At 47.3% G+C, this 25,937-nt stretch carries 18 protein-coding genes; 7 read left to right on the top strand and 11 right to left on the bottom strand.

What is annotated here, in order from left to right; all coding sequences use genetic code 11:
• Positions 1-35: 35 nt before the first annotated feature.
• On the bottom strand, positions 36-1,634 hold the full coding sequence (locus H6F56_RS14545; protein WP_190669360.1) for an efflux RND transporter periplasmic adaptor subunit: 1,599 nt from the start codon (positions 1,632-1,634) through the stop codon (positions 36-38).
• 325 nt (positions 1,635-1,959) lie between these two features.
• Entirely contained in the window at positions 1,960-2,547 is a 588-nt protein-coding gene (locus tag H6F56_RS14540) for a PadR family transcriptional regulator (RefSeq protein ID WP_190669359.1), read from the bottom strand.
• Positions 2,548-2,650: 103 nt separating this feature from the next.
• Here H6F56_RS14540 and H6F56_RS14535 point away from each other — a divergent pair, with 103 nt between their 5' ends.
• Entirely contained in the window at positions 2,651-4,009 is a 1,359-nt protein-coding gene (locus tag H6F56_RS14535) for an efflux RND transporter periplasmic adaptor subunit (protein ID WP_190669357.1), read from the top strand.
• 169 nt (positions 4,010-4,178) lie between these two features.
• Here H6F56_RS14535 and H6F56_RS14530 read toward each other — a convergent pair whose 3' ends face one another.
• From H6F56_RS14530 to H6F56_RS14515, 4 genes are all read right to left on the bottom strand, one after another.
• A complete protein-coding gene (locus tag H6F56_RS14530; RefSeq protein ID WP_190669355.1) occupies positions 4,179-4,724 on the bottom strand; it encodes an IS630 family transposase in 546 nt (181 codons plus the stop codon).
• Positions 4,725-4,741: 17 nt separating this feature from the next.
• Entirely contained in the window at positions 4,742-5,284 is a 543-nt protein-coding gene (locus H6F56_RS14525; RefSeq protein WP_199312847.1) for a helix-turn-helix domain-containing protein, read from the bottom strand.
• A gap of 328 nt (positions 5,285-5,612) precedes the next feature.
• Positions 5,613-5,972, bottom strand: a complete 360-nt coding sequence (locus tag H6F56_RS14520) for an MAPEG family protein (RefSeq protein WP_242032028.1) — start codon at positions 5,970-5,972, stop codon at positions 5,613-5,615.
• A gap of 78 nt (positions 5,973-6,050) precedes the next feature.
• On the bottom strand, positions 6,051-6,473 hold the full coding sequence (locus tag H6F56_RS14515; protein ID WP_190669351.1) for a DUF6220 domain-containing protein: 423 nt from the start codon (positions 6,471-6,473) through the stop codon (positions 6,051-6,053).
• Between the two features lie 97 nt (positions 6,474-6,570).
• On the opposite strand from H6F56_RS14515, the gene H6F56_RS14510 reads away from it, so the two are divergent.
• The 6 genes from H6F56_RS14510 (at position 6,571) to purF (ending at position 14,684) form a co-directional block, all read left to right on the top strand.
• Positions 6,571-7,335 (top strand): LuxR C-terminal-related transcriptional regulator, encoded by a 765-nt coding sequence (locus H6F56_RS14510; RefSeq protein ID WP_190669349.1) that lies wholly within the window; start codon positions 6,571-6,573, stop codon positions 7,333-7,335.
• A 269-nt stretch (positions 7,336-7,604) separates the two neighbouring features.
• Positions 7,605-7,895: a hypothetical protein gene (locus tag H6F56_RS14505; protein WP_190669348.1), complete on the top strand. Its 291-nt coding sequence runs from the start codon at positions 7,605-7,607 to the stop codon at positions 7,893-7,895.
• Positions 7,896-8,131: 236 nt separating this feature from the next.
• Positions 8,132-8,953, top strand: coding sequence for a hypothetical protein (locus H6F56_RS14500; protein WP_190669346.1), 822 nt, complete (start codon positions 8,132-8,134; stop codon positions 8,951-8,953).
• A complete protein-coding gene (gene codA / locus H6F56_RS14495; protein WP_199312845.1) occupies positions 8,950-10,191 on the top strand; it encodes a cytosine deaminase in 1,242 nt (413 codons plus the stop codon). The genes H6F56_RS14500 and codA overlap by 4 nt, the downstream gene beginning before the upstream one ends.
• Before the next feature lie 250 nt (positions 10,192-10,441).
• Positions 10,442-12,826, top strand: coding sequence for a phosphoribosylformylglycinamidine synthase subunit PurL (gene purL, locus H6F56_RS14490; protein WP_190669344.1), 2,385 nt, complete (start codon positions 10,442-10,444; stop codon positions 12,824-12,826).
• A gap of 286 nt (positions 12,827-13,112) precedes the next feature.
• Complete coding sequence (gene purF / locus H6F56_RS14485; RefSeq protein ID WP_190669342.1) at positions 13,113-14,684, top strand: amidophosphoribosyltransferase; 1,572 nt, start codon at positions 13,113-13,115, stop codon at positions 14,682-14,684.
• An 85-nt stretch (positions 14,685-14,769) separates the two neighbouring features.
• Here purF and H6F56_RS14480 read toward each other — a convergent pair whose 3' ends face one another.
• The 5 genes from H6F56_RS14480 to H6F56_RS14460 form a co-directional block, all read right to left on the bottom strand.
• Positions 14,770-15,393 (bottom strand): chorismate lyase, encoded by a 624-nt coding sequence (locus tag H6F56_RS14480; protein ID WP_190669340.1) that lies wholly within the window; start codon positions 15,391-15,393, stop codon positions 14,770-14,772.
• 134 nt (positions 15,394-15,527) lie between these two features.
• A complete protein-coding gene (treZ, locus tag H6F56_RS14475; RefSeq protein ID WP_190669891.1) occupies positions 15,528-17,348 on the bottom strand; it encodes a malto-oligosyltrehalose trehalohydrolase in 1,821 nt (606 codons plus the stop codon).
• Between the two features lie 620 nt (positions 17,349-17,968).
• Complete coding sequence (glgB, locus tag H6F56_RS14470; protein ID WP_190669338.1) at positions 17,969-19,912, bottom strand: 1,4-alpha-glucan branching protein GlgB; 1,944 nt, start codon at positions 19,910-19,912, stop codon at positions 17,969-17,971.
• Positions 19,913-20,111: 199 nt separating this feature from the next.
• Entirely contained in the window at positions 20,112-23,438 is a 3,327-nt protein-coding gene (treS, locus tag H6F56_RS14465; RefSeq protein WP_190669336.1) for a maltose alpha-D-glucosyltransferase, read from the bottom strand.
• A gap of 235 nt (positions 23,439-23,673) precedes the next feature.
• Positions 23,674-25,707 (bottom strand): alpha-1,4-glucan--maltose-1-phosphate maltosyltransferase, encoded by a 2,034-nt coding sequence (locus H6F56_RS14460; protein WP_242032009.1) that lies wholly within the window; start codon positions 25,705-25,707, stop codon positions 23,674-23,676.
• Positions 25,708-25,937: the final 230 nt, after the last annotated feature.

Below are 25,937 nucleotides of genomic sequence, written 5' to 3'. Positions count from 1 at the left end.
TATTTGCCAAACTTCCCCTAACTACTAACTCCTAACTATTTTCCGGCTTCGGGGATGATGGGTGCGCCATCCGTCAGATTTAGAATGCCAGAGACAACGAGGTTTTCGCCGGCCTTTAATCCTTCAATCACTTGGTAATTATTTCCTTGAATCGATCCCAACTTGACTGGCTTTTGCCGAGCGATCAATTTTGATTGTTCGTTGGTTTCAGCCACAAACACAAAGGTTTGGCCGCCCAACCGGCTAATCGCGTTAACCGGCACTAAAATTCCAGGACGCTTATCCCAGATCACTTTGGTTCGCACAAACTGCCGGCTGAGCAAATCTCCTGTGCTATTCCCAAAAGAGGCTTTAGCCACAACAGCTTGTGAATTTGCATTAACTTCTGGAGAAATAAAACTGATTTGACCCGTTGCCGCCGGCTCCCCTTGGGCATTTAACAATTGCACCGGCAGCCCCACGCGCAAGTCCGATGCCCGTTCTAAAGGAATCGACATCCGCAAGTCCAGGGCACTATTTTGAGTAACAGTGGTAATTTGAGTGCCTTTTGTAACGTAGTCTCCCGATTTGATGGAGAAATCGCCAATTTTACCGGCAAAGGGAGACAAAATTTGCGCTTTTTCCAGCACCGCTTCATTATTCCGCACTTGGGCTACGGCTGCGGCGACATCCGCTTCTGCTTGAGCAATCTCTTCGGGCCGGCTGCCATTCTCTAGTTGCTTCAAGGCTTGCTGCTGTTGAGCTAATTCCGCTTCAAGCCGCTCGATGTCGGAACTTCGGCTTTTTTGCAATTGCTCCAAGCGTCGTTGGGCTTCTTCCAATTCGGCTCTAGCACTGCGATCTTCTTGGATGTATTGATCGAGGGTGTCTTGTGGAACCGCCCCCTCTCGCGCTAAATCTCGATACCGATCCAGCCGCTGCCGGGAGAGTTCTGCATCTGCTCTCGCCCCTTGAATTTGAGCTTCTGCCTGAGCGATTTCTTCCGGACGCGCCCCACCTCTGGCATCTGTGAGACGGGCTTGGGCTTGAGCGACACGGGATTGCCCTTGGGCAATTTCCTCAGGACGGCTGCCGGCTTGCAAGTCTCTCAGGCGAGCTTCGGCACGCATTTGGTTGGCTTTCGCTTGTCTAAGTTGCGCTTGGGCGTCCTCATTTTCAATGCGAGCGATCGCGTCTCCTTTTTCGACTAAGTCGCCGTCTCCGACATAAATTTCTTTAACTAACCCGTCGATTTCAGACTTGAGCGCAACTGATTGCTGAGCGTCTAAAGTTCCGACAAATTCTGTGCTGTCTTCGACGGTGGAGGCTGCCACCGGCGCGAGTTTAACCGGCACGCCTTGAGGTTGACCGGCTGCCTGCTGTGGCGCACCACCGGCTCCAGCAGCACCGTTGCGCAACTGCCATTGCTGCCAGCCAAAACCTGCCCCAGCTAGAAGGATGATCGTTCCCAGAATTCCTAGCCAGATGCGCCCACTTTTTTTACCCGATTTGCGTGGAAGCTCATCTATATCTTCGTCTTCATCAGGTAGAGATACGAGATATTCTTTTGTCTCTGTATCATCTGAAAAGTGGGCCGGTTCCGTCTCATCTGCCACTACTTTTTCAGAGAATTTAGAATCATTTGTTTTCGTCATCAGCTAGGACTCCTGACCTTTGGCCAACATTGATATCAATGACAAAGATTTGCTGCAACAATGCTTGGTGCATAGAACAAGCTTGCTGAGCGCCTTAAATTTTTTTTGCCGGCGTCCGCTTTGTTTGCCTAACTTGACCTCTGGCCAGTTGGGAAAAAGATGAATGGATACCGCTGCTTATTCGATTAGTTGGCGAGTTCTTAATTCATCACCCTTCACTCCTGCATTGTGTTTAAGTTACTACCAATTGTTGAGAGTTCACTTCCTCCTGTAGGGTGAGTAGATTTTTCAACGCTTCCCCATCTGCACTTAGTCCAGCCGGCTCTCAGTTTCCTTTACCTTTGACTAAAGCTTTTGTTTCCTTTTTTGCGCCGACACAGTTTGCCGCCGGCAGGCTTAAACGTTCCTTCGTGAGTTGCTCGCTTAACCATTGCATCTCAGTGCTATGTATCTCCAACGATCTCTGCCATCCTGCCGCTTGGTAAGGATCGGCTGGGTTATGTTCGCGTTCTTGATTTTCTAGATACTCTTGCCGCAGCCGACACACCATCAAGCGGTGTTCGAGTAATTTGATTCGTTCTGCCGGTTCTAAATCGTTAAAGAAGAAAAACTTGATCATGAAACGAGATCGGCTTTTTACCCAGCTTTCCTGGGGATGCTCCAGCATTTGTTGCCGCCAACTAGCGCGCCCTTTGGCGGTGATGCTGTAAGTTTTGCGGCATGGGCCGGCATCCGATGTCTCTTCTGCACTCGCCTCAATCTCACCGCGCTCTTCCAAACGCTTCAGCAGCGGATAAATCGCCCCATAGTTGACACTGATGCAACACCCCATGAATAGCTCTAGCTGTTGCTTCAGCCGATAGCCGTGCAAAGGTTCGCGCTGCAATAAACCTAATGCTGATAGCTCAAGCATCTATATCAAACTGGTATACTAATATGTAAATCTTCCTCTAAGTATATAACTTTTCACATAAATCTTGACTAAACTTAACAATAACCGCGTAACTCCCATTCCTATGAGTCTAAGGATTTTCAGCTTGACAGTTTTAGCTGGCATACTCGTCGTTTCAACGGGTTGCGGGCTATTGCCCAAGAAAGAGGCGGATGCCCAATCTCAACCACCAAAAGCCGAACAAGGTGGAGGCGCAACGCCGGTGGATGTGGGAGTCGCCCGCACCGGCTCATTAGCCGAAGAATTGGAATATGCCGGCACCACTGCCCCCGTCCGGGAAGTGTCCTTACGGCCTCAGATTGAAGGCAAGTTGCTGAGCCTCAATGTCAATGTGGGAGATTCGGTTGAACAAGGTCAAGCCATTGCCAGACTGGATAACGCTCTGCAAGCATCTGCCGTTGCCCAGGCAGAAGCAGAACTGGCAAGCAGCAAATCTGAGGTGGCACGCGCCCAAACAGAAGTGAGCAATGCTCGCACCCGCGTAGAAGAGGCAAGACTGCTACTTCAGCAAGCGCAGGCAGATGCGGATCGTTTAGCACCCCTGGCTAGGGAAGGGGCAATCTCGCAGCAATCCGCCCAACAAGAACAGACTTCAGCCCGTGCAGCCGAGCAGGTTCTGCGCTCTGCCGAAGCCCAAGTCAGCACACAGCAACAAGCCGTCGCAGCCGCTCAGGGGCAAGTCGTGGCTCAGCAAGCGCTCGTTGATCAAGCAAGAGAGCGACTTTCCTACGCAGCCGTGAGCGCCCCCATTAGCGGCATTGTTACCCAGCGCATCACAGAACCGGGAAACCTGGTTCAGCCTGGAGGGGAAATTGTGAAAATTGGAGACTTTAGCAGCGTGAAAATCGCGGTTGAGGTGTCGGAACTGGAACTGTCAAATATTCGCGTTGGGCAAAGTGTGAAAGTTCGCTTAGATGCTTTTCCCAAAGAAGAGTTAATCGGCGATATCAGCCTGATTTCTCCTGCCGCCGATCCGACGGCGCGGTTGGTGCCGGTGGAAATTGTGATTCCTAACAGTAACGGACGAATTGGTAGTGGTTTGCTAGCGAGAGTTAGCTTTGCAATCAGGCAAGTTGATCGCGTCGTCGTACCCGATGCCGCGCTGCAAGCCGGTGGAAGGCAGGGGGGCAAAGGTGCCGGTGGGCAAGCCAGCAAGGGAGAGGGGGACAGAGCCAGCACAGGAAGAGGGGAGCAAGCCAGTAGAGGCGCAAATGCAAAATCAAGTGAGGGGGTTGTGTTTGTTGTCAAGGGAGAAGGCGAGCAGGCAAAAGTAGAAGCTCGCAGTGTTCAAACCGGCGAACGAGCGAATGGACAGGTGGAAATTGTCTCAGGATTGCTACCTGGAGAGCGATATGTTACCCGCAGTGGCAAGCCTTTAAAAGATGGTGACTCTGTGCGCTTTAGTGTTTTGTCGGAAAAGTAGGACAATTTTTTCAGGTTTAGCATCTACTTCTTCATAGGATAAAAACTGAGTAATAGATTTAAAGTTATTTTTTTAACCGCAGATGGCAGCTTATCGTTAGACATAGATTCACTGTGATTTTATAGCTGTTTTACAAACTCTAAAACTGTGTTCCTGTCCTAATACCAATTTAAAAAGAGTTAACGACAGATAGGGCATCCAAGATGAAGGAGTAACCGGTAATGGAAGCAATCATTTCAGGTGTTAACTGCCCTAAGAGTTGATCCACTTTGGTTTGCAGTTGAGCCAGGGTTGGGAACGAGGCCCACTTGAGGTTAGCCTTGAGATGTTCCCATAACCGTTCAATAGGATTTAGCGCTGGACAATAAGGTGGTTGAAACAACAAAATGACATTCTCTGGCAGAATCAAGTTTTTGCCGGTGTGAAACCGTCCATGATCAACTTGAAGAATATTGAGACTATCTCGATAGGCTTTGGAAAACTCATCCAAGAACCGTTGATAGCACTGAGTATCAACATGAGAAAATTGCAGGAAGAAAGACTCTCCCGTTGCCGGTTCTACGGCACCGTAGAGCCAGAATGCCTTGAACAACCATTGCCACTGTCCAATGGGTTTGACACCACAAGCTGTGATTAATCGTCCGCACAGAGTTTTAAGTCCGAAGCGGCTCTCATCTTGTGCAAAGTAACGAATCTGTCGCTGGTTGTGCCCCACTTGGCGCTCATACTGACTTAATAGTTCAAGGTCATCGGCAAGGTTTTTTTAAATGCAGAGCGCTGTTGACTATTTTGCTTGGAATTTTGCGGACGGGGGACCTTGAGTTTGGCTTTGAGTCGATAACGGGTCATCTGGTACACCGCATGATACTGTGCTTCTACCCCCAGTGTTTCCAAAAGCCATTGCTGTATTTCTCCATAGCTGCTAAATCCATGATTTGGCTGTTGTAAGCGCTTGGCCAACGTCGCTTCTGCCCATTGCGGAATCACTCGCACGCCCCCAAGGGATTTCTTAATTTCCAGCATCGCTTCCACTCCCCCGTATCGGTATTTCGATAACCACGTTTGTATTGTGCTGCGATGTTTCCCCAGCGCTTTGGCAATTGCACTGATACTTGGTGGATTATCTTGTTTGAGCCAGTAGAGCACTTGCAATCTTTCTTTTATTGTTGCTGTCTCGGCTTGACGCAACCTTTGTGCCAGATTCTCTAAACTTTCCTGCACGTCTATTGAGGTGACTCCAACCATCTCGACACAGAGGTAAACGGCGATTCTCACTTTACCACATCTGTCGGATATCCAATTTAAATTGGTATTACAATTAACTCCAACTTTCAATTATCTGGCATCTTGTTTAGGGCTTGCATAACTTTTAGAAATTGGATGGCGTGGGCTGGCTAGTTCATCTTAAATTTCGCAAAAATTATCAAAAGAAGTAACGTGAATTCGAGTTAAGCCGCCATCCCTCAGTTCACAACGAACTACTCCCCATATCTGTTATCACAATGGCTCAAATCAGCGGAAGCAGACAAGCTTGAACTCAACGCCAGTAGCTTGTCTGCTTCCGCTGATTTGAATGGTTAGCTGCGTCAATATGAAAGCATACCTATGCGCCAAAGTGGGTAAGGGCTGCGCGGATCGCGATGAACCAAACCGCGAGGGTAGCGAACAGGTAGAGGTAGAACCGAAGCATAACGAGATTGAATGTACAGTGGACGGCGCTATGCAATACACGGAACCCAACGAAGATCCACGCGGCGGTTAGGTACACTGTATCGACTTGTTTTGTGACGAAAAGGTAGAGCACTAGCGCATAGAAAAGTACCGGAATCTCAAACAGATTTTTTAGGTTATCTGATGGATTGGATACGTTTCGCGGCCAGATTTGCAGGGGTGCGTTAGATGCAACAAGGTCTTGCGGATCGATCTTCTGGCTTTTGATGAAACTGAGCCGACGAATGTACATATACACCCAGACTAGGAGTGTCAAAAACATTGTTGCAAAGAAGGGACTAAAGATTGCCTCTTGTGTCATCTCTACCTCTTAAACTTGCGGATTATGCTGATGATTGAGCGATAAGCTGCGCCATACACGATGGACAAGGCTTGAAGAAACGTAGAGTAACGAAAACCCTATCAAAGGGTGTAGTATCTCTAGGTGCAAAGGACTCTTGAGATGAATGCTAACAAACTGTAGTCCCAGCAGCACGGGTAGACTCGCAGTGAGGCGTTGTATTTGAGGTGGAAATGGGGTGAAGAATGACCATCCTAGTAATACTAATGACAGTCCACCATATCCTCGGACTAGCCAAACGTGAATATTCCACCATGCAGGACTAATAAAGTAGGCGATTCCCACTGTTAACAATTGAGTAATCAAGCATAGGTTAAAGACGACTGAAGTCGCATAAAAGCCAACCTGCATCGCGCTTCTATCCGCGCGCTCAATTTCTGAATTGATAGTCATATCAGGCGATTGTTGAGATTAAAGCTAATATAGGCTGAGCGCCTTAATGCTTCTAGACCTCGAACGGGTACACTTTAGACCCCTTCCCCCTTCAAATATGACAAGTTCCTTAGAGCCTCTGTTGGAAGCCATTCGCCAAACCCATAGTAAATCCGACCTGCAAGCGCAAATCGCACCAAAAATTGGTGAATATTTTGCAGCGAAACGATGGGCGATTTTTTTCTTTGATCAACTGCCTTTAAATGATCGCAATTTTCAGGATTTTCTGAAGATTGCCCTCTCAATCGAGCATAATCCTGTGGCGCGTTATTTAGCGGAGCGCTATGCTCCGGTTCACGAAGCATTAGTGACAACCCCCAAGGCTTGGAAATTAATCTGTCCTCGTCCCGATCACTGGCACGTGATGGCGGGACCTATCATCAATCACGGTCAAATCGTGGGCGTAGTCGGCTGCACACGTGAAAAGGCAATGCCTGCCTTTGATAGCGAAAATCTAGTTGATTTGGGTGCTATCTGCCTGCACTTATCGGGTTGGGTTGCAACAGCCGACTCAGAAGGCATTTTTGTAGGAAAGTTACAGCAGCCAACGTTTAACAGCGGTTTCCTGCAAAACGACAAAGCCGAACGTTTGACACCTCGTGAGTTGGAAATTGCCCAATTGGTGGCGTTGGGCCAAACCAACGCGGAAATTGGCAATCAACTTTGGATTACTGAAAATTCCGTGAAGCAAGCTTTAAAACGAATGTTCCGTAAGCTTGAGGTTTCATCCCGTGCACAGATGGTGGCACAGCTTTCAGATATAAGGCTTCATTCATCGGGGGCAAACTCAGATTTATTTAACTCGGTGCTGAATTCCCGCTAATAACCTTTCGGCTGTGCCCCCACTAAAGACTACCTAAAACAATTTGATTCTAGGCAGTTTGTCAAACTCAGACTTAACATTTCCGGTGACATCATTAAGTTGGGATTGAATGACTGAGTGCCAGGGATCACAATAAAGTGATGCCGATCACTGAAACCGCTTAAATCTATCACATAGCGAAGTTCAGTAAAATCACAGATAAAGTCCTCACAAGAGTTCATTATAAAGATGAAAACGTTTTGTGAAAGGGAATCTTGGGAGGCTTAAATATGAAAATTTTTACCAAATCCTCAGAAAATCACCTCTCCAATCATGAAAATCCTGTTTCTGCAGTACCAGATGTTACCGAATGGATGCAGGAGCATCACTTACTACTCAGCCTGATGGATGCCGTCAACACAATGAAACAGGTATTGGCTGAGGCCGGCTTAAGAGAATGGCCAGAGTTTCCTGCTACTGCTGAGGGTAAATTGATCCTGACTGATAAAGCGAAAGATGTTTTGAGAGCGAATTGTCAGGATGAACATTGGGCGTATTTCGAGAATTATCTGCTAGATTAGGATAATTTCAAAGAAAAAGGGGACAAAGTTTTTGCCGAATGCTTTTTACTTAAGGCTTTTTAAAAGCTGTTTTATTGGCCATTTTCCTGTACAGAGACTTAGCTGACTGTATTTACAAATATCTCACTTAAAAATGACTTGTCGCTGCTAAAATCGGTTTGTGCCGGTTGATAAAGCACCGGCAAGTTTTGGCTTTTTAAGAGCAAAATAGTAAATTTACGATAGACACTTTACACATGGCATCAGCGACAGTCTTAAACAATTCTCAAGTTCCAGATCTCAATTTAGTTGAGCCGGCACTCCAAGCACTGACAAAGTTTGAGAACTCAAAAGTTGCTGGAGTTTGGTCAGGATTAGAGCAACAAAAAGTAATTGAGCAGATGCGAGCGCGAATCACAAATCCCTTTAATATTAATCAAGGCCGGCAGCCGTTTTGTGGCCCTGCTGCGGTTTTATTTGAGTTGGTTCGTAAACATCCCTCACGCTACGTTGAAATCTGTAGCAATTTATTTCAAATTGGCGGATTTCACGCTCAATCAAAATGGATACCGACATCAGATAGCCTGCGAGAAAATCGAGGGGAACTGCAAATGGATGAAGCCGATTGGATGGTTTTATCCACCCTAAGAGAATCAGAAAATATTTTGTTTGCCGTTGAACCAGATGCACCTGACATCATCCGCAATCTTAGCGGCATGACAAAGTCTTGGGAGATGAAAGGATGGGTAGCAGAGGTATTAGGATATCGCGAGGTAAAATATCACCATGCCTTTGTTATGGGAGATTTCGATGCCATGCGCGAGGCAGCAGAAGTCCTTGATGCCGGCGGCGTAGCCTTTGCTTTAGTTAATTCGGATGGTTTGTTAACAGACAAGCAGCCGATGATGCCTTACCCTAGTCACTGGATAGCATTGGTGGGTAATATTTCGATGCCAAGTAATCCGATCAATGAAAACATCAGTTTTGATATTTATACGTGGGCGAGAAAAATGCACGTAGAAGCTGATGCGCTCTCATTTAAAAAGTATTTTTGGGGAGTTGTAACGGGGCGTCCATGATGAAAAATGATTTACTTTTGCAAGGGTGCCGATCACTTGTTGGTGAAACAATTGATATTGCAATTCGAGAGGGAAAAATTTCGGCTATTGCGTCTCATTTAGACGTTGAAGCTGAAATTGTGATTCCGATTGATGGGAAGCTGGTGAGTCCACCATTTGTAGAATCGCACATTCATCTTGATTCCGCTTTGAGTGCCGGTGAACCGCGTTCAAATCAAAGCGGAACCTTGTTTGAAGGCATTCAAATTTGGGCGGAACGCAAAGAAAATCTAACCTTAACCGATGTTAAAAAACGTGCGATAGAAACGCTAAAACAGCAAGCTGCTCAGGGAGTTTTATTTGTTCGCACTCATGCGGATGTCAGTGAACCCAGTCTCACCGCTTTGCAAGCCTTATTGGAAGTGCGAGAAGAAGTTAAAGACTGGATAACTGTGCAAGTCGTTGCCTTTCCGCAGGATGGAATTTATGGCAAACCAGAGAATGAAGCACTTTTAGAAAAAGCTCTAGAAATGGGGGCTGATGTAGTAGGCGGAATTCCCCATTATGAATTTACCCGTGAAGATGGCGTGCGTTCTGTGCATCGAATTTTTGAATTAGCCAGCAAATATGATCGGCTGATTGACATTCATTGCGATGAAATCGATGATGAGCAATCGCGCTTTTTAGAAGTTGTAGCCGCTTGTGCAATTCGCGCCGGCATGAATTCAAAAGTTACGGCAAGTCACACCACTGCCTTTGGATCGTATAACAATGCTTACGCTTATAAATTGATGGGATTGTTGCAGCGTTCCCAAATTAATTTTATTGCCAATCCCCTAATTAATATCACCCTTCAAGGACGGACGGATACTTATCCCAAACGCCGGGGTGTAACACGAGTCAAAGAATTGTGGCAGCAAGGAGTCAATGTATCTTTAGGACATGATTGCGTTCAAGATCCTTGGTATAGTTTAGGCACCGGCAGTATGCTAGATGTTGCTTATATGGCTGTTCATGTCTGCCAAATGACAGGAATGGCAGAAATTGATGCCTGTTATGACATGGTGACGACGCATGGATCACGCACTTTGCAGCTAGATGATTACGGGATAGAAATTGGCAAGCCGGCAAATTTAATCGTTTTAGATGCCGGTGATCGGTTTGATGCTATCCGCCGGCGTGCTACGGTTCGTTATGTTATTTCTCAAGGTAAGTTGTTGGCCGAAACAGAAGTGCCTCAGACTAAGTGGCGATGCTAGGTGGTAAGAGGGTTTTTTATTTAACCGCAGATGATAGCGCAGCGTGGCGTTAGCCATACGCAGATAAACGCAGATGGGTTATCGGTTAGTGTCAGAGATTTAGTTATAGATAAACACAGATAAAATCAAGGCTTCATCTGCGGAATCTGTGGTTAAATAAGTCATTTCTCCTCAACTCTCCAAAAGAAAAGCGTTTGGCAAACCAAAAATCCCGATACAATGAACCCTGTGCCGTTTGTGCTAGGGTTCCATGTCTACAACCACCTCCACTCCCTTTCCCCCCGAAGAAATTGCCGCTGAAGGTCTGAAACCGGAAGAATACGAAGAAATTGTCAAGCGCCTAGGACGCCACCCTAACAAAGCTGAGTTGGGAATGTTTGGCGTTATGTGGTCTGAACATTGTTGCTACAAAAATTCCCGAACCCTACTCAAACAATTTCCTACAGAGGGCGACCGCATCCTGGTTGGCCCTGGAGAAAATGCCGGCGTTGTAGACTTAGGAGACGGTTTGCGACTCGCTTTTAAAATCGAATCCCACAACCACCCCTCAGCCGTAGAACCCTTCCAAGGCGCAGCAACCGGCGTGGGAGGCATCCTGCGCGACATCTTCACAATGGGGGCGCGTCCCATTGCTGTATTAAACTCCCTGCGCTTCGGTTCCTTGGAAGATGCACGGACTCGCCGCTTATTTGCCGGCGTTGTTTCTGGGATTTCCCACTACGGCAATTGTGTGGGAGTTCCAACAGTTGGCGGTGAAGTTTATTTTGACCCTGCTTACACCGGCAACCCTCTTGTTAATGTAATGGCACTTGGCTTGATGGAAACCCCTGATATTGTCAAATCCGGGGCATCAGGCATGGGAAACCCGGTTTTGTACGTTGGTTCCACCACCGGCAGAGATGGTATGGGGGGCGCAAGTTTTGCCAGCGCGGAACTCAGTGATGCCTCAATGGATGATCGCCCCGCTGTGCAAGTTGGCGATCCGTTCCTAGAAAAATCCTTAATTGAAGCTTGCTTAGAAGCCTTCAAAACCGGCGCAGTTGTCGCAGCCCAAGATATGGGGGCTGCCGGCATTACCTGTTCCACCTCGGAAATGGCAGCCAAAGGCGGTGTCGGCATTGAGTTCGATCTTGACAAAATCCCCGTCAGGGAAGCCGGCATGGTGCCCTACGAATACCTGTTATCAGAATCCCAGGAACGGATGCTGTTTGTGGCGCACAAAGGGCGAGAGCAAGAATTAATCGATATTTTCCATAAATGGGGGCTGCAAGCAGTTGTTGCCGGCCAAGTCATTGAAGAATCTATTGTCCGGATTTTGTTTCAAGGTAAAGTTGCTGCCGAAGTGCCGGCGACTGCTTTGGCAGATAACACGCCAATTTATAACCACGAATTATTGACAAACCCACCGGAGTATGCAGTAAAAGCTTGGCAATGGACAGCCGACTCGCTGCCGTCTTGCACAGAAGCCGGTATCGAAATTGGCGGAAGCCACAAAAGCTGGAATGATATCTTGCTGCAACTGCTCGATACTCCCACCATCGCCTCTAAACAGTGGGTTTACCGGCAGTATGACCATCAAGTGCAAAATAATACCGTAATCATGCCGGGAGGCGCAGATGCAGCCGTTGTGCGGTTGCGCCCACTGGTCGAGTCAGGCGGGCAAAATGCCGATTCTGCAAACCCACCACTCAAACCTCAGCCGTCAACATACAACACGGGAGTTGCCGCAACCGTTGATTGTAATTCCCGTTACGTTTATCTAGATCCCTACGAAGGGGCAAAAGCAGCAGTCGCAGAAGCTGCCCGTAACCTCAGTTGTGTCGGCGCGGAACCGTTGGCAGTTACAGATAACCTAAATTTCGGCAGCCCAGAAAAGCCGATCGGCTACTGGCAACTTGCCTCAGCTTGTCGCGGCATTGCAGAAGCTTGCCGGGAGTTTAGCACCCCCGTCACCGGCGGCAATGTTTCTCTCTACAACGAAACTCTGGACTCAGCCGGCCAACCGACGCCTATCTACCCCACGCCGGTTGTGGGCATGGTAGGTTTAATTGCTGATTTAAACCACATTTGCGGTCAAGCTTGGCGCAAAGAAGGCGATTTTATCTATTTACTTGGAAAAGCGGCAAATAAAGCCGTAACCCTGGGTGCTTCTGAATATTTAGCAACCATTCACGGAACGATTGCCGGAAAGCCGCCAGTGGTGGATTTTGACCAAGAACGCCGGGTGCAAAAAGCCTGCCGTGAGGGAATTCGCCAGGGATGGCTGCGTTCGGCACATGATTGCGCGGAGGGTGGTTTGGCAGTCGCACTGGCTGAATGCTGCATCAGTAGCGAGTTAGGCGCGGAAATTGATTTATCTCACCTCTCGCAGCTAGACGGCGTCCGGTGGGATGAAATGCTGTTTGGTGAAGGTGGGGCGAGAATTTTAGTTTCTGTTATGGCAAAACAGGCGGTTATTTGGGAATCCTATTTAAAAGAGCATTTAGGGGATGAGTGGGAAAAAATTGGAAGGGTCGGAAGTTCCCACTCTAATTTACGGGTTTCCACCGCTGATAACCGGCCCGTAATTGACGTTAGCATTAGAGATATGGGCGCTTGTTGGCACCAGGCCATTAAACGCCGCTTAAATGTGTAGTCATGCAGTCTTTAATTTGTTGCTTTCTGGGATAAGATGACCGATACCTGTGGGGTTTTATCCCCTTCTACCCCTCTTCCCTACAGGTATTTTTGAGCGAGAAGCAATGAATTTTTCATCTGCCGGTAAAAATCCCTAGTGCTGTCAATCCCCATTGCGCTAACGTTATGGTGAGATGTTAAGAAACGGTTAAGTTTCTTTTATGCCGGTGTTTAGCGCGGCTAATGCTATCTCCATCTCACCCCCATCCACTCTCCCCCATCCCGTTCACGAGCGGAGCTGAAGAATGATCCCCAATAGAACCCTCTCCTCTGAGGTACAGTCGGCTGAATCCTATGGTTCGCCGGCAAATACTTCAAATGCAACCGAGCAAGTTTCACCCCGACCGGATAAGCCAGAAGAAGCCTGTGGTGTTTTTGGCGTCTATGCCCCTGGTCAAGATGTTGCTAAGCTGACCTACTTTGGTCTTTATGCCTTACAGCACCGAGGTCAAGAATCCGCAGGGATTGCTACCTTTGAGGGTTTAACGAATTTGAATGAGGGGCAAAGTACCTCATCATCCCAATTCAAGGGCAAGGTGCATTTACATAAAGATATGGGGTTGGTTTCCCAAGTTTTTAGCGAAACCATCTTGAACGAGATGCCGGGAGACTTAGCGGTGGGTCACACACGCTACTCGACCACCGGCTCAAGTCGCGTAGTGAACGCTCAGCCGGCAGTTGTGGAAACTCGCCTTGGCCCTCTTGCCCTAGCACATAATGGTAACCTTGTCAACACCGGCAAACTACGCGAGCATTTGCTGGAGCGCAACTGTAACTTAATCACCACCACAGACTCAGAAATGATCGCTCATGCGATCGCTTATGAAGTGACCTCCGGCAAAGAATGGTTAGAGGGCGCGATCAGTGCTTTCCACCTGTGTGAGGGTGCTTTCAGTTTGGCGATTGGCACACCGGCTGGTTTAATGGGCGTTCGCGATCCCAATGGCATTCGCCCCTTGGTTATCGGCATCATGGAAACAAGCCCTCAGCGTTACGTTCTCGCCTCAGAAACCTGTGGGTTAGACATTATTGGTGCCCAATACCTACGGGATGTTGAACCGGGAGAGTTGGTTTGGATTACTGAGCAAGGGTTAGCTTCCTTCCATTGGAGCAAGCGCCCAGAACGCAAGCTCTGCATTTTTGAGATGATTTACTTTGCCCGTCCAGATAGTTTGATGCATGACGAAACGCTGTATAGCTATCGGATGCGGATAGGCCGGCAATTGGCAATGGAATCACCGGCAGATGCAGATATTGTGATTGCGGTGCCTGATTCAGGCGTGCCGGCGGCTATTGGTTATTCCCAAGCTTCTGGGGTTCCCTACGCCGAAGGTTTGATTAAAAATCGCTACGTGGGGCGTACATTTATCCAACCGACTCAAATGATGCGAGAGTCGGGCATTAAGATGAAGCTCAATCCCCTTAAAGACGTTTTAGAGGGCAAACGGGTGATCATTGTCGATGACTCCATTGTCCGGGGCACCACCAGCCGCAAAATTGTCAAAGCCTTGCGGGATGCTGGGGCAATAGAAGTTCACATGAGAATTTCATCGCCGCCGGTGACTCACCCTTGCTTCTATGGCATTGATACTGACAGTCAAGATCAATTGATTGCAGCAACAAAAACGGTTGCAGAAATTGCCGAGCAAATTGGGGTAGATTCCCTTGCCTATCTCAGCTGGGAAGGAATGCTGAAAACAACCAAGGAAGATCCCAACAGCTTCTGTTCTGCCTGCTTCACCGGCGACTATCCCGTGCCAGTGCCTGAGCAGGTTAAGCGTTCTAAGCTGATCTTAGAGAAAGCCGGGACAGTTTAATTCTGAGTGCTGAGTGCTGAGTGTTTTTGAGAGAGGGAGAGAGGAATGAAGTGCATTTCTCCCTCTCTCCCCTAGTCCCTAGCCCCTAACCCCCCATAGAACCTAGGTATTTAGTCAAATAGGGAGAAAATACCTCATAAATGAGGGTCAGGGGCTTGCCGTGATGCCAGAATAAATAGTGCCGGCCCCAAAATGGCCCTTTTTGCTCAAATGCGGTTTCTAATGCGGCAGAGTGACCGTAGTATAGCCCTTGCACATCTCGATACAACTCAGTTCGCAAGCGAGCTAGACTGGCCCAAATAGGCAATGAGCGGTTTTGTAAATATTCATCGACATGACTAGCTTCCCACCAAGACGTTGCGTAAGCCAAACGTTGGCCAGAAGCTTTACGCAGCCAGACTTGGCGTCGCAGCCTTGGCCCAGGCACCGCTTGGATCAGGTCGGGTGCGCCATCGCTGTCCATGCCAATTAGTGACATATCGATGACATCAACTTCTGTGGGTTCAGTCGTAAGCAGTTGCAGGTGGCGGGTGGGAGAACCATCCCCCAGGAGCAATATCTGCCATGCCGGCGCGAGTTGAGCGTGAGGTAATCCTTGCTGAACAGAGTTTTCTCCCCCTTGCCACAGAGGAGTGAGAGCGTGCCAGGATTTATGTAGAGGCGGATCTTGTACTGGTTCGCTATCTTGCCGGTTAAAAGTTGCGGTCAAGGGTCTTTATAAAAGTTAACATCCATTTAATGATAGCGCTCCGTGTCCAATTGCCGTGCTCATTGAACGAAGTGTGAAAAGGGGGCGAGCAAAAATGCCCACCCCGCTATTTCGTATCAAGCATCTAAACAGTTTTACTGCTGATACAGCGCAAAACTTTGCGGTTTGATGCTTAATTCTTGCTCTTGCATTAGTTCGTCTGGCAATGTGGAACCTGAACCCATCCATTTAGGTTCAGAAGAATCTAAAATTTTATGCCAGTTGCCGTTAGGAAGGGCTGCATTAAACGTCACCTCTTTATCATTGAAGTTCATGATGCAGAAGATTTTGCTTTCGTTCCTCCAGCGGTGAAGAAACAAAAGTTTCTCGGTTTCAACGGCAGAAGCTTCTAAATTCTGCTTATCGAGGTTTTTTAGAGCTGGCAGTGTGCCACGCAGTTGGATTAAATACTGGTAAAGTTCTAGCAGAACTTTGTGTTTGCCTTCTTGGCGCTTCTCCCATTTAAGCTGAGATTCTTTGAAGGTATCCACACTTTCAGGATCTTTGTATTCTCCTTCTAAATGAAATTCAGCAAACTCTTTTTTCCTTCCTTCTCGTACCGCCTTAACTAAGTCTGGGTCAGTATGGCTGACAAAGTAAAGAAAAGGAGATTCTTCTCCATATTCTTCACCCATAAATAGCATGGGAACATTAGGCGCAAGAAGAAGCGCACCGGCAGCGAGTTTTAAAGCCTCAAATGAAACAAGAGTTGATAATCGCTCACCGAGCATTCGATTACCAACTTGGTCATGATTTTGAGTGCAGATGACAAATTGATGACCAGGCCGGCTGCTGGCATCGTTGCCGTGATAACGCTGCCGATAAGGTGAGTATTTCCAAGAGTAAACAAAGCTTTCTTTATAGGCAGTTGCTAACTGTTCGCATTTGCCATAATCGCTGTAGTAACCAATCGTTTCTCCTGTGAGTAAGCCATGAAGGACGTGATGGAAATCATCACTCCACTGGGCATCCATTCCATGCCCTCCCAACTCGCGTTCGCGAATAACCCGAACGTCGTTTAAATCGCTTTCAGCAATCAGATAAAGTTTTTTGCCGGCAGTTTTAGAAAGTGCCTCAACTTTCTCTGACAGTTCTTCCAAGAAATGTTTAGCCCCCAAATCATAAATTGCGTGGATGGCATCTAATCGCAGGGCATCAATGTGATAATTTTCAAACCAGTATAGTGCGTTTTCAATAAAATAGTTACGCACGCCTTCGCTTTGTTTGTCATCAAAATTCATCGCACAACCCCAAGGGGTTAGATACGTTTCCGTAAAGTATGGGCCATATTCGTTGGTGTAGTTTCCTTCTGGGCCAAAGTGGTTATATACGACATCCAGAATGATTGAAATTCCCTGCTGATGAGCAGCATCCACAAGTTTTTTCAATCCTTCAGGGCCACCGTAGGAATTCTGCACGGCATAAGGATAAGCCCCATCATATCCCCAATTACGATTGCCTGGAAATTGAGCAATTGGCATAATTTCAATCGCATTTACGCCAAACTCTTGCAACTCTTTTAAGCGGGGAATAATTGCCTCAAAGGTGCCTTCTGTGGTGAAAGTGCCGACGTGCAATTCATAGATAATCATTTCCTCCAAAGGAACACCCGACCAATTCGTGTCATTCCAGCTAAAATTGCTGTGATCTATCACACTAGAAGGGCCGTGTACATCCTGCGGTTGAAAATGTGAGGCTGGATCAGGTCTATCTGTCGATTCTTCAAGTTTATAAAAGTAAAGTGTTTCTGGATTAATATCTTGAGCTTTTACTTTCCAGTAGCCTGAGTCATCTTTTTCCATAGGAAGCACGCGTTCCTCTGGAGAAACAACTTTTACGGCTACTTCTTTTACAGCCGGTGCCCAAACAGTAAATTCACAAGTCCCATTACCCAAATAAGTTGCACCAATCTTCACCTTTAATTCTCCTATTCTGACGAGAAATGTAATTTTTTTCAGGACTGTTTCTTTCTCTGCTTCACGGCTAATAATCAAGCCATTATCTTCCGAAATTTTTGATTCCAATTCCGGCTTTTATCTACTGTAAAAACAGAGATTCAATTAGCAATTTTATGTTTGCGGAATATTAGGCCGATTTAAGCCGGCTCAGCAAATAGTCTGCAAACCTTGTTGCAACAACCTGGTAGCTGAAAATTCACTAATTAGCTTAATTAAGTTTTTATAATAAAGCAATGCAATTTTGATACAATGTTTCTAAAGTAAGAAAGAATGTCTACCTTAAGGAATAATTATTAACTAAGTCTTTATGTTAATCAGTATACAGACAGACTCTCTAAAAGATGTAATTACTAAATTTTTAGAGCCTTAAAAATTTTATATATTTTGTAAAGTAAAGAATGATACAAATGAGAACTTTGCATCAAGAACTGATCAAGTTCTCAGTTATTCGGTTGGCAAACTTATCCTGAATAAAACCCAAGTTAGTAGAGTGCGTGAGTCACGCACCCTACTGAGATTTAGGATTTATAGCCGGCACTCCTGTACGCAAGATGCAGGCAATGACGGCTGATCACGGATCATTTCAGTTTGAAGAAAACGATCCCCAACGGAGGTAAAGTCATATTCAACGAATAAGGCTGGTTGTGACAAGGAATTGCTTCTGCTGTTAAGCCGCCAAAATTGCCCAAACCGCCGCCAAAATAGTCAGCAGCATCGCTGTTCAGTAACTCCTGCCAGAACCCCTCTTTCGGCACACCAACGCGGTAATTGTAGCGAGGCACCGGCGTATAATTACAGACAGCTAACACCACTTCATTTGCAGACTTGCCCTTGCGGACTAAACTGATAGTGCTTTGATCTGCATCATTGCAATCAATCCACTCAAAACCTTGCCAGTCAAAATCAAGTTCATGCAGCGCCGGCTCAGTGCGGTAAATATGATTTAAATCACTTACCCACTTTTGCAAACCGGCATGGGAGGGAGAATCCAAAAGATGCCAATCCAAACTGCGATCATGACTCCATTCAGACCACTGGCCGAATTCCCCGCCCATAAATATCAGTTTCTTCGCTGCCTGGGCGTACATATAGCCAAAAAGTAAGCGCAAATTCGCAAACTTCTGCCATTCATCCCCCGGCATTTTATTGATGAGTGAACCTTTGCCATGAACCACTTCATCGTGAGAAAGGGGCAAGACAAAGTTCTCATTAAAAGCGTAGACCATTCGGAAGGTGAGTTGATTCTGATGGTGCTTGCGGTAAACCGGATCGCAGGACATATAGCTGAGCGTGTCGTGCATCCAGCCCATATCCCATTTCAGCCCAAATCCCAAACCGCCATCATAAAGGGGACGAGAAACCTTTGCCCAAGCGGTAGACTCCTCCGCAATGGTTTGCACACCGGGGAAGTGTTCATAAATTGCCGCATTAAACCGGCGCAGGAAATCGATTGCCCGTGAATTTTCCCGCCCGCCGTGTTCATTGGGAATCCATTCCCCGTCTTTACGGGAGTAGTCTAAATACAACATGGATGCCACCGCATCTACCCGCAGTCCGTCAATGTGGCACTTATCTAGCCAGAAGAAAGCACTGCTGATTAGAAAACTACGGACTTCATGCCGGCCATAGTTAAAAATACTACTCTGCCAGTCGGGATGGAAGCCTTGGCGGGGATCAGAGTGTTCGTAAAGGTTGGTGCCATCAAAATAATTCAATCCATGCAAATCGGTGGGGAAGTGGGAAGGCACCCAATCCAAAATCACCCCAATGCCTTGCTGGTGAAGATAATCCACCATATACATGAAGTCTTGGGGAGTTCCATACCGGCTCGTTGGGGAGAAATAGCCGGTGGTTTGATATCCCCATGAACCATAGAATGGATGCTCAGTAATTGGCATCAATTCAACGTGGGTGAAACCGAGCCGGTTAACGTAGTCAGCCAATTTAGAGGCCAGTTCCCGGTAGGTGAGAAAGCGATTTCCCTCTTCCGGGATTCGCATCCAAGAACCCAAGTGGACTTCATAAATGGACATGGGCGCATCAAGGGCTTGCAAGCGTTCCCGTTTACCCAGCCACTCGCTGTCATGCCAGCTGTATTCAGTATCCCAAACAACAGAAGCTGTCCGAGGCGGACTTTCTTGAGATTTGGCAAAGGGGTCGGCTTTGTCCACGGCATAGCCGTTATCGTGGTTGATAATGCGGTATTTGTAGAGGCTACCTTTGGTCATTCCGGGAATAAAGCCTTCCCAAATTCCTGATTGTCCTTTGCGGGAAAGAGCATAACCCTCATCCTGCCAACCGTTGAAATCGCCTTTAACACCAACGTAGCCGGCATTGGGTGCCCAAACGGCAAAATAGGTGCCCCTAACGCCATTAACAACGATGGGGTGAGAGCCTAATTTTTCGTAGAGGTGAAAGTGTGACCCTTCATTAAAAAGATAGAGGTCATCATTGGTTATCAGGCTAACGTTTCCGTTCGTTTCCTTCAGTTGTTCTTGGTTAATTGTTAATTGGTAGGTCATGATTCATTCAAAAATTTACGACTGTTTCAAAACGTGAATTCGCTCATCAACTTGCTAGAAATAAGTCCTTGTAATTCGTCCAACACTTAAAACGGGGAGGTTGGGTTGATCAACCCAACATTTACAACAATTAGAGATGTTGGGTGAAGTGAAACGGAATGGAGGGTTATCAACCCAACCTACGTGGAAGAATGTACCTTTAATGCAGATGGAGAATACGCCGCAGTGGGATGTGTACCCAGTCAGGACGATTGTTAAGTTCGTAACCTAATTCGTAGATAACTTTCTCCAAAACATAGGCATCTAGAAGCACTTGCAACTCGGCTTTTGTTTTTGGCAAGAAAGAGTCACTGCCAGCAATGGTAAGATAGCTATTTAAGAAAGCCGTACTCACCCAGGTGTACCAAAACTCCGCCCATTGCTCCATTACGGGAAGATTTTCTTCACGGATCATGCCGCTTTCAACTTCATTGCGGAGTCCCATATTGGCAGCGTAGTTAAAAGATTGCAGCATTCCCGCTACATCTCGCAGGGGAGATCGCTTCATACGCCTTTCACTTAAACTACGAGCCGGCTCTCCTTCAAAGTCAATGATGATAAAATCCTTGCCGGTGTAAAGCACTTGCCCCAAATGATAGTCCCCGTGACAGCGGGTGCGCTTGGCCGTAATTTTTTGGTTGAGGACTAACTGGTAGCGCCCCATTAGCTGTTCTTGACGTTCGAGAACTGTGTGCCCCAACTTCTGGGATTCAGGTGAAAGTGTTTTCAGCCGGTTTTTCAACAACAGCAAAACTTGGCCGGTTAGGTTACGTGCAGATTGATAGATCGAGCGCTGGTAGAAGGTTGAAAACGCTTCTGGGGCAAAATCGGGATTCTCTGCGTCGGAAGCTAGCGCGATATGCAGTTCAGCGGTGCGCTGCCCTAAAAGCTGAGCGCTTGCCAGGTAAGAACCAATGGTTTGAGCCGCCAATTCCGGAATTTCCAGCGCCTGCAAATCTAGCAGAGATTCGGAGGGGATAGGAATCTCGGCGATCTCCGTCTGCTGCACCGTAACGCGATCAAAGTAGTCGCGCAGAGTATCGAGAGTGTACTCCCAACTGCTACGGGTATCGAGAATGAACTCTTGCAAGATTCCCACAGTCATCGGTTCAGCTTTAGGCCGGCGATACTCTAGCGATCCAGCAATGGAAGCAAAGTGTTCCAGGCGTTTTTTTGCACCCAGGAATAGGCCAATCTCTAGATCCGGGTTGATCCCCTCTTCCAGTTTGCGGAAGAGTTTCAAGATAAAGCCATCCCCATAAATCACCGAAGTATTGCTCTGTTCGCCCTTAACCAAGGCCGGCTCCAGGTTAGAAGCATCTTCTTTGATCTGCTGGAAGATATCTGTCGCCGTGGCAACTAATTGCCCTGCCTTGCCTTTGTAAGCTTGATTTTGAGCAATTGCCTCCAGTGGGAAACTCAAGAAACTCTTATCAACTACGGCATCGAAGAGTATGCCTGGTAACTCTTTGCCGGCAAGCTGAAGACGGGCTACAACGGCTTGAGGCATCTCTGCATGGATCAATGCCGCTTGCTCACCTTCTGCGTAGGCCAGAAGCAGCAGGTAGGTTTGAGGGTCGCCTTGGGTGTAGTCAACCTGCAACCAAACTAGCTGAGCTTCCATATCCTTGTAGGATATGGGTATCACTTCACCGATATGGGTCGATTGTACAATCCGGGCTTTGCCGCCAAACCAGCGACAAGTCAAGAGATAATTAGGCAGAATTGACTCTAATGTTCCTTTAACCTGGGCTTGGGAAAACACGTTTTGCCATTGACCGCTGACTGCTAACATCGGCAGTTCTGCAGTCGGTTTTGCCGGCTGTAGTTCGCTCAGTTGCATCTGAAGCGTAAACCAGTAGAACGTGTATGGCCCAACACTCAAGAAATAGGGTGACTCGCCAATACTGGGGAACTGAGTGCGACCAAAAATTTCCACCGGCATCATGCCTCTAAAGGCGGACAAATCTAATTCCACCGTTTGCACAAACCGGGACAAATTCGCCACAACTAAAATGTGTTCGCCGTTGTAAGTGCGCGTAAAGGCAAGAACTTTGCGGTTCTCCGGGTGCAGTAATTCAAAGGTGCCTTTGCCTAATGCCTGGAAGCGCTTACGGGTTGCCATTAGGCGTTTCATTGAATACCACAACGAGTTAGGGTTCGCCCGTTGCGCCTCAACGTTAATCGCCTCGTAATGGTATTCCGACTCAACAATCACGGGTAAATAAAGCTTGTGGGGATTGCCGCGACTGAAGCCGGCGTTACGATCTGCACTCCACTGCATTGGTGTGCGAACGCCATTGCGATCCCCAACATAAACGTTATCTCCCATGCCAATTTCATCGCCGTAGTAAAGCACCGGCGTACCAGGCAGAGACAGTAGCAAACTGTTGAGCAATTCAATCTGCCGGCGATCGTTTCCCAATAGCGGTGCTAAGCGCCGGCGGATGCCTAAATTAACCCGCATCTCCGGATCTTGGGCATAAACCCGATACATATAATCCCGGTCTTCATCGCTAACCATTTCCAGCGTCAGTTCGTCGTGGTTGCGAAGAAATAATCCCCACTGGCAGTTATCGGGAATGGTCGGTGTTTGCTGCAAAATATCGGAAATTGGGAAGCTATCCTCCATCCGCAGCGACATGAACAAACGAGGCATCAGGGGAAAATGGAAGTTCATATGGCACTCATCCCCAGCGCCATAATATTGGGCCGCATCTTCAGGCCACTGGTTCGCCTCAGCAAGAAGCATCCGGTTAGGAAACTTCTCGTCTACGTGCTTGCGTAGCTGTTTCAAAAAGACGTGAGTTTCTGGCAGGTTCTCGCAGTTCGTTCCCTCCCGTTCATACAGGTAAGGCACCGCATCCATTCGCAGTCCATCTACGCCCAATGCTAACCAAAAATCAAGTACCGAGATCACTGCTTGGCGCACTGCGGGATTGTCGTAATTTAGATCCGGCTGATGCGAGTAAAAGCGATGCCAGAAGTAAGCTTTGGCGAGTGGGTCCCACGCCCAATTAGAAGTCTCAAAATCCTGAAAAATAATCCGCGCTTCTTGGTATTTTTCTGGGGTATCACTCCAGACATAAAAATCTCGTTCCGGGCTGCCTTTTGGTGATCTCCGTGCCCGTTGAAACCAAGGATGCTGGTCGGATGTATGGTTAACAATTAACTCGATAATGACTCGGATACCCCGCTGATGGGCGGCTTCTAAGAAGTCTTTAAAGTCTTCTAAGGTGCCATAGATCGGGTTGACACTGGTGTAGTCTGCAATATCGTAGCCATCATCTTTGAGGGGAGAAGGAAAGAAGGGCAGCAGCCACAGGGCTGTGACGCCTAAATCTTGCAGATAATCAAGTTTTTCCGTGAGTCCACGAAAGTCTCCGATCCCGTCCCCATTACTGTCCGCAAAGGCACGAACCGGCACTTCGTAGATGATGGCGTTCTTAAACCAGAGGGCATCGTCTTTCAAAATCGAGTTTTGCATGGAGTAGGTTTTAATTTTTTACTTTCTGGTGATATGTTGCAGTAGCTTGGGGGGTGGGTTCAACCGCCAAGGGAAATACGCATTTGGTCTGATTTTAGTCTCAAGAAATATATCTCAATTTTCCGTTCAGATATATTTATTTGGTTTGAGATTTTCTCAATCCAACATTCCTGAAGACGGGCTTGGGATTGAACGCATTCATGGTTTTTGCCGGCTGAACCCATGAAACTCGCCCCTACTTCTGTTCAACGCGGAAAATATGACCGGGAGTTACATGGGGGTTGATTTCAACATAGTTATATTCACCCCGCCAAGTGTACTGGGCATCGTTGAGCAGATCATAAAGTTGGTAAGGCCGATCAGGTTGTAACCCTAGAGATTGCAAGGGCAACTGAAGCCAGCCGCTTTGCTTGTGGTAGGGACTGAGGTTAACAACCACTAAAATTAAATCGTGAGAATCTTCAGCTTGTTTGCTATAACAAATAATCTCTTCGTTATCGACGTGATGGAATCTGAGACTGTTGTTACTTTGCAAGGCTGGATGTTCTCGGCGGATGCGGTTCACCCGTGCGATTAAGTCTTTAATGCTGTAAGGACTGTTTAAATCCCATTCCCGGATTTGATATTTCTCAGAGTGGAGATATTCTTCGCCGCCTGGTTTTAAGGGCCGGTTGTCGCAAACTTCATAAGACGGCCCGTAAATCCCATAGGTTGCAGCTAATGTAGCGGCTAAGACAAACCGAATCATAAATGCCGGCCTACCGCCATGCTGAAGATATTCGGGTAAAATATCTGGCGTATTCGGCCACACATTGGGTCGAAAAATATCGCGGGCTGGATAGGAGGTTAATTCCTTGAAATATTCGGTCAGTTCCCACTTGGTATTACGCCAAGTGAAATAAGTGTAAGACTGGGTAAATCCTGACTTCGCCAAGCGAGACATGACCTTGGGTCGAGTAAAGGCTTCGGCTAAGAATAGAACATCAGGATAATCTCGTTTAACTTCCCCAATCATCCACTCCCAAAAGGGAAAGGCTTTGGTGTGCGGGTTATCTACCCGAAAAATTTTGATTCCCTGATCAACCCAAAACAAAACAACACTTTTTAATTCTTCCCAAAGGTTTTGCCAGTCTTCGCTTTCAAATTCAATGGGATAAATATCTTGATACTTTTTCGGAGGGTTTTCGGCGTGTTGAATTGTGCCATCAGGCCGGCTGCGGAACCACTGGGGATTCTCTTTTGCATAGGGGTGATCGGGAGAACATTGATACGCAAGATCCAATGCTATTTCAATTCCATATTCACCGGCTTTGGCGACAAACTCATGAAAGTCTGCCATTGTACCTAATTCGGGATGAATGGCTTTGTGTCCACCTTCGAGGGAACCAATTCCCCACGGGACTCCCACATCTCCAGGTTCGGCAACAACGGTGTTATTTTTACCTTTACGAAAGGTGACACCAATGGGATGAATGGGTGGCAAGTAAAGTACATCAAAACCCAGTTCGGCAATGTAGGGAAGTCGGGCTTCAACGTCTTTAAAAGTGCCATGTTTTCCGGGTTCGCCGCAGGAACGCGGAAACAGTTCGTACCAAGTGCTGAATCGGGCTTTTTCCCGATCTACGACGATAGCGAGTTCTTTTTCGTAGGTGGTGGCAAATTTCCGGTCTGGATACTTGGTCATTAAGCCGGCCAAGTCTTGGGAAAGGACTTTTTCCTCTAAAATGGGAAAGTCTTCTCTTTCAATGGAACGTAGGGTTTGCGCCCAGGTTTGCAGTTGGGATCGCTCATCGCCGCCGGCCCTCAGACTGGCTTCTTCAACGAGTTCCGCCCCAATTAGTAAGTCTACGGCGACGTCTTGTTTGGCTTCGAGTTTCTTCGCCATGCCTTTTCGCCAGGAAAGAAAATGGTCAACCCAGCCGGTGATGGTGTAAAGGTAACGCCCAATTTCAGTAACGGTGAAGCTTCCTTGCCAGCGATCGTTAACTAGAGGGGTGAGTGGGGCTTCCAACCATTCGGGAGACTCTTCCTTTCGGTAGAGAATGAGTCCGGCGATCGCATCGTGACCATCGCCGAACATATCTACCTCAACGTTGACTCCTTCGCCGATTGTCCGTTTGATGGGGAAGCGACCACAGTCAATCTCTGGCGAGATTCCTTCGATTTGAACTCTTCTCCTACCTTCTTGTAACAGCATTTGAGATGCTTCCTGTGTTTGGGTGGTCTGGGATAGGCGCAATTGTCCCTGTAGAGGTGGGTTTATCACCATTTTGTGCTTCCTGCAAATATCTCCATTCAACCTGTCTCTTCAAAGTTTTTCTCCTTTCAACTGTTCTTTTGAGAACACCTGCGAGCGTGAACTTGCAAGAGTCAGGTTATTGCATGAGGTTAAGCTTTTTTGGTCAACCTACACAATTTTTAAATTATTTAGACTGGTTAGGATTGGTATAGAAATTAACGTCAAGTCAGCGAATCGCGCTAATTTTGAACGTATCTTTG

Source organism: Microcoleus sp. FACHB-672 (genome assembly GCF_014695725.1).
GTDB lineage: Bacteria > Cyanobacteriota > Cyanobacteriia > Cyanobacteriales > Oscillatoriaceae > FACHB-68.
The sequence above is the reverse complement of the archived record's forward strand: the minus strand, read 5'-3'. Positions and strand labels throughout refer to the sequence as shown.

What these genes read in the sequence shown, in the direction of transcription:
- H6F56_RS14545 (WP_190669360.1), bottom strand. Translation starts at nt 1,634, where the DNA reads ATGACGAAAACAAATGATTCTAAATTCTCTGAAAAAGTAGTGGCAGAT.
- H6F56_RS14540 (WP_190669359.1), bottom strand. Translation starts at nt 2,547, where the DNA reads ATGCTTGAGCTATCAGCATTAGGTTTATTGCAGCGCGAACCTTTGCAC.
- H6F56_RS14535 (WP_190669357.1), top strand. Translation starts at nt 2,651, where the DNA reads ATGAGTCTAAGGATTTTCAGCTTGACAGTTTTAGCTGGCATACTCGTC.
- H6F56_RS14520 (WP_242032028.1), bottom strand. Translation starts at nt 5,972, where the DNA reads ATGTACATTCGTCGGCTCAGTTTCATCAAAAGCCAGAAGATCGATCCG.
- H6F56_RS14515 (WP_190669351.1), bottom strand. Translation starts at nt 6,473, where the DNA reads ATGACTATCAATTCAGAAATTGAGCGCGCGGATAGAAGCGCGATGCAG.
- H6F56_RS14510 (WP_190669349.1), top strand. Translation starts at nt 6,571, where the DNA reads ATGACAAGTTCCTTAGAGCCTCTGTTGGAAGCCATTCGCCAAACCCAT.
- H6F56_RS14505 (WP_190669348.1), top strand. Translation starts at nt 7,605, where the DNA reads ATGAAAATTTTTACCAAATCCTCAGAAAATCACCTCTCCAATCATGAA.
- H6F56_RS14500 (WP_190669346.1), top strand. Translation starts at nt 8,132, where the DNA reads ATGGCATCAGCGACAGTCTTAAACAATTCTCAAGTTCCAGATCTCAAT.
- codA (WP_199312845.1), top strand. Translation starts at nt 8,950, where the DNA reads ATGATGAAAAATGATTTACTTTTGCAAGGGTGCCGATCACTTGTTGGT.
- purL (WP_190669344.1), top strand. Translation starts at nt 10,442, where the DNA reads ATGTCTACAACCACCTCCACTCCCTTTCCCCCCGAAGAAATTGCCGCT.
- purF (WP_190669342.1), top strand. Translation starts at nt 13,113, where the DNA reads ATGATCCCCAATAGAACCCTCTCCTCTGAGGTACAGTCGGCTGAATCC.
- glgB (WP_190669338.1), bottom strand. Translation starts at nt 19,912, where the DNA reads ATGACCTACCAATTAACAATTAACCAAGAACAACTGAAGGAAACGAAC.
- treS (WP_190669336.1), bottom strand. Translation starts at nt 23,438, where the DNA reads ATGCAAAACTCGATTTTGAAAGACGATGCCCTCTGGTTTAAGAACGCC.
- H6F56_RS14460 (WP_242032009.1), bottom strand. Translation starts at nt 25,707, where the DNA reads ATGGTGATAAACCCACCTCTACAGGGACAATTGCGCCTATCCCAGACC.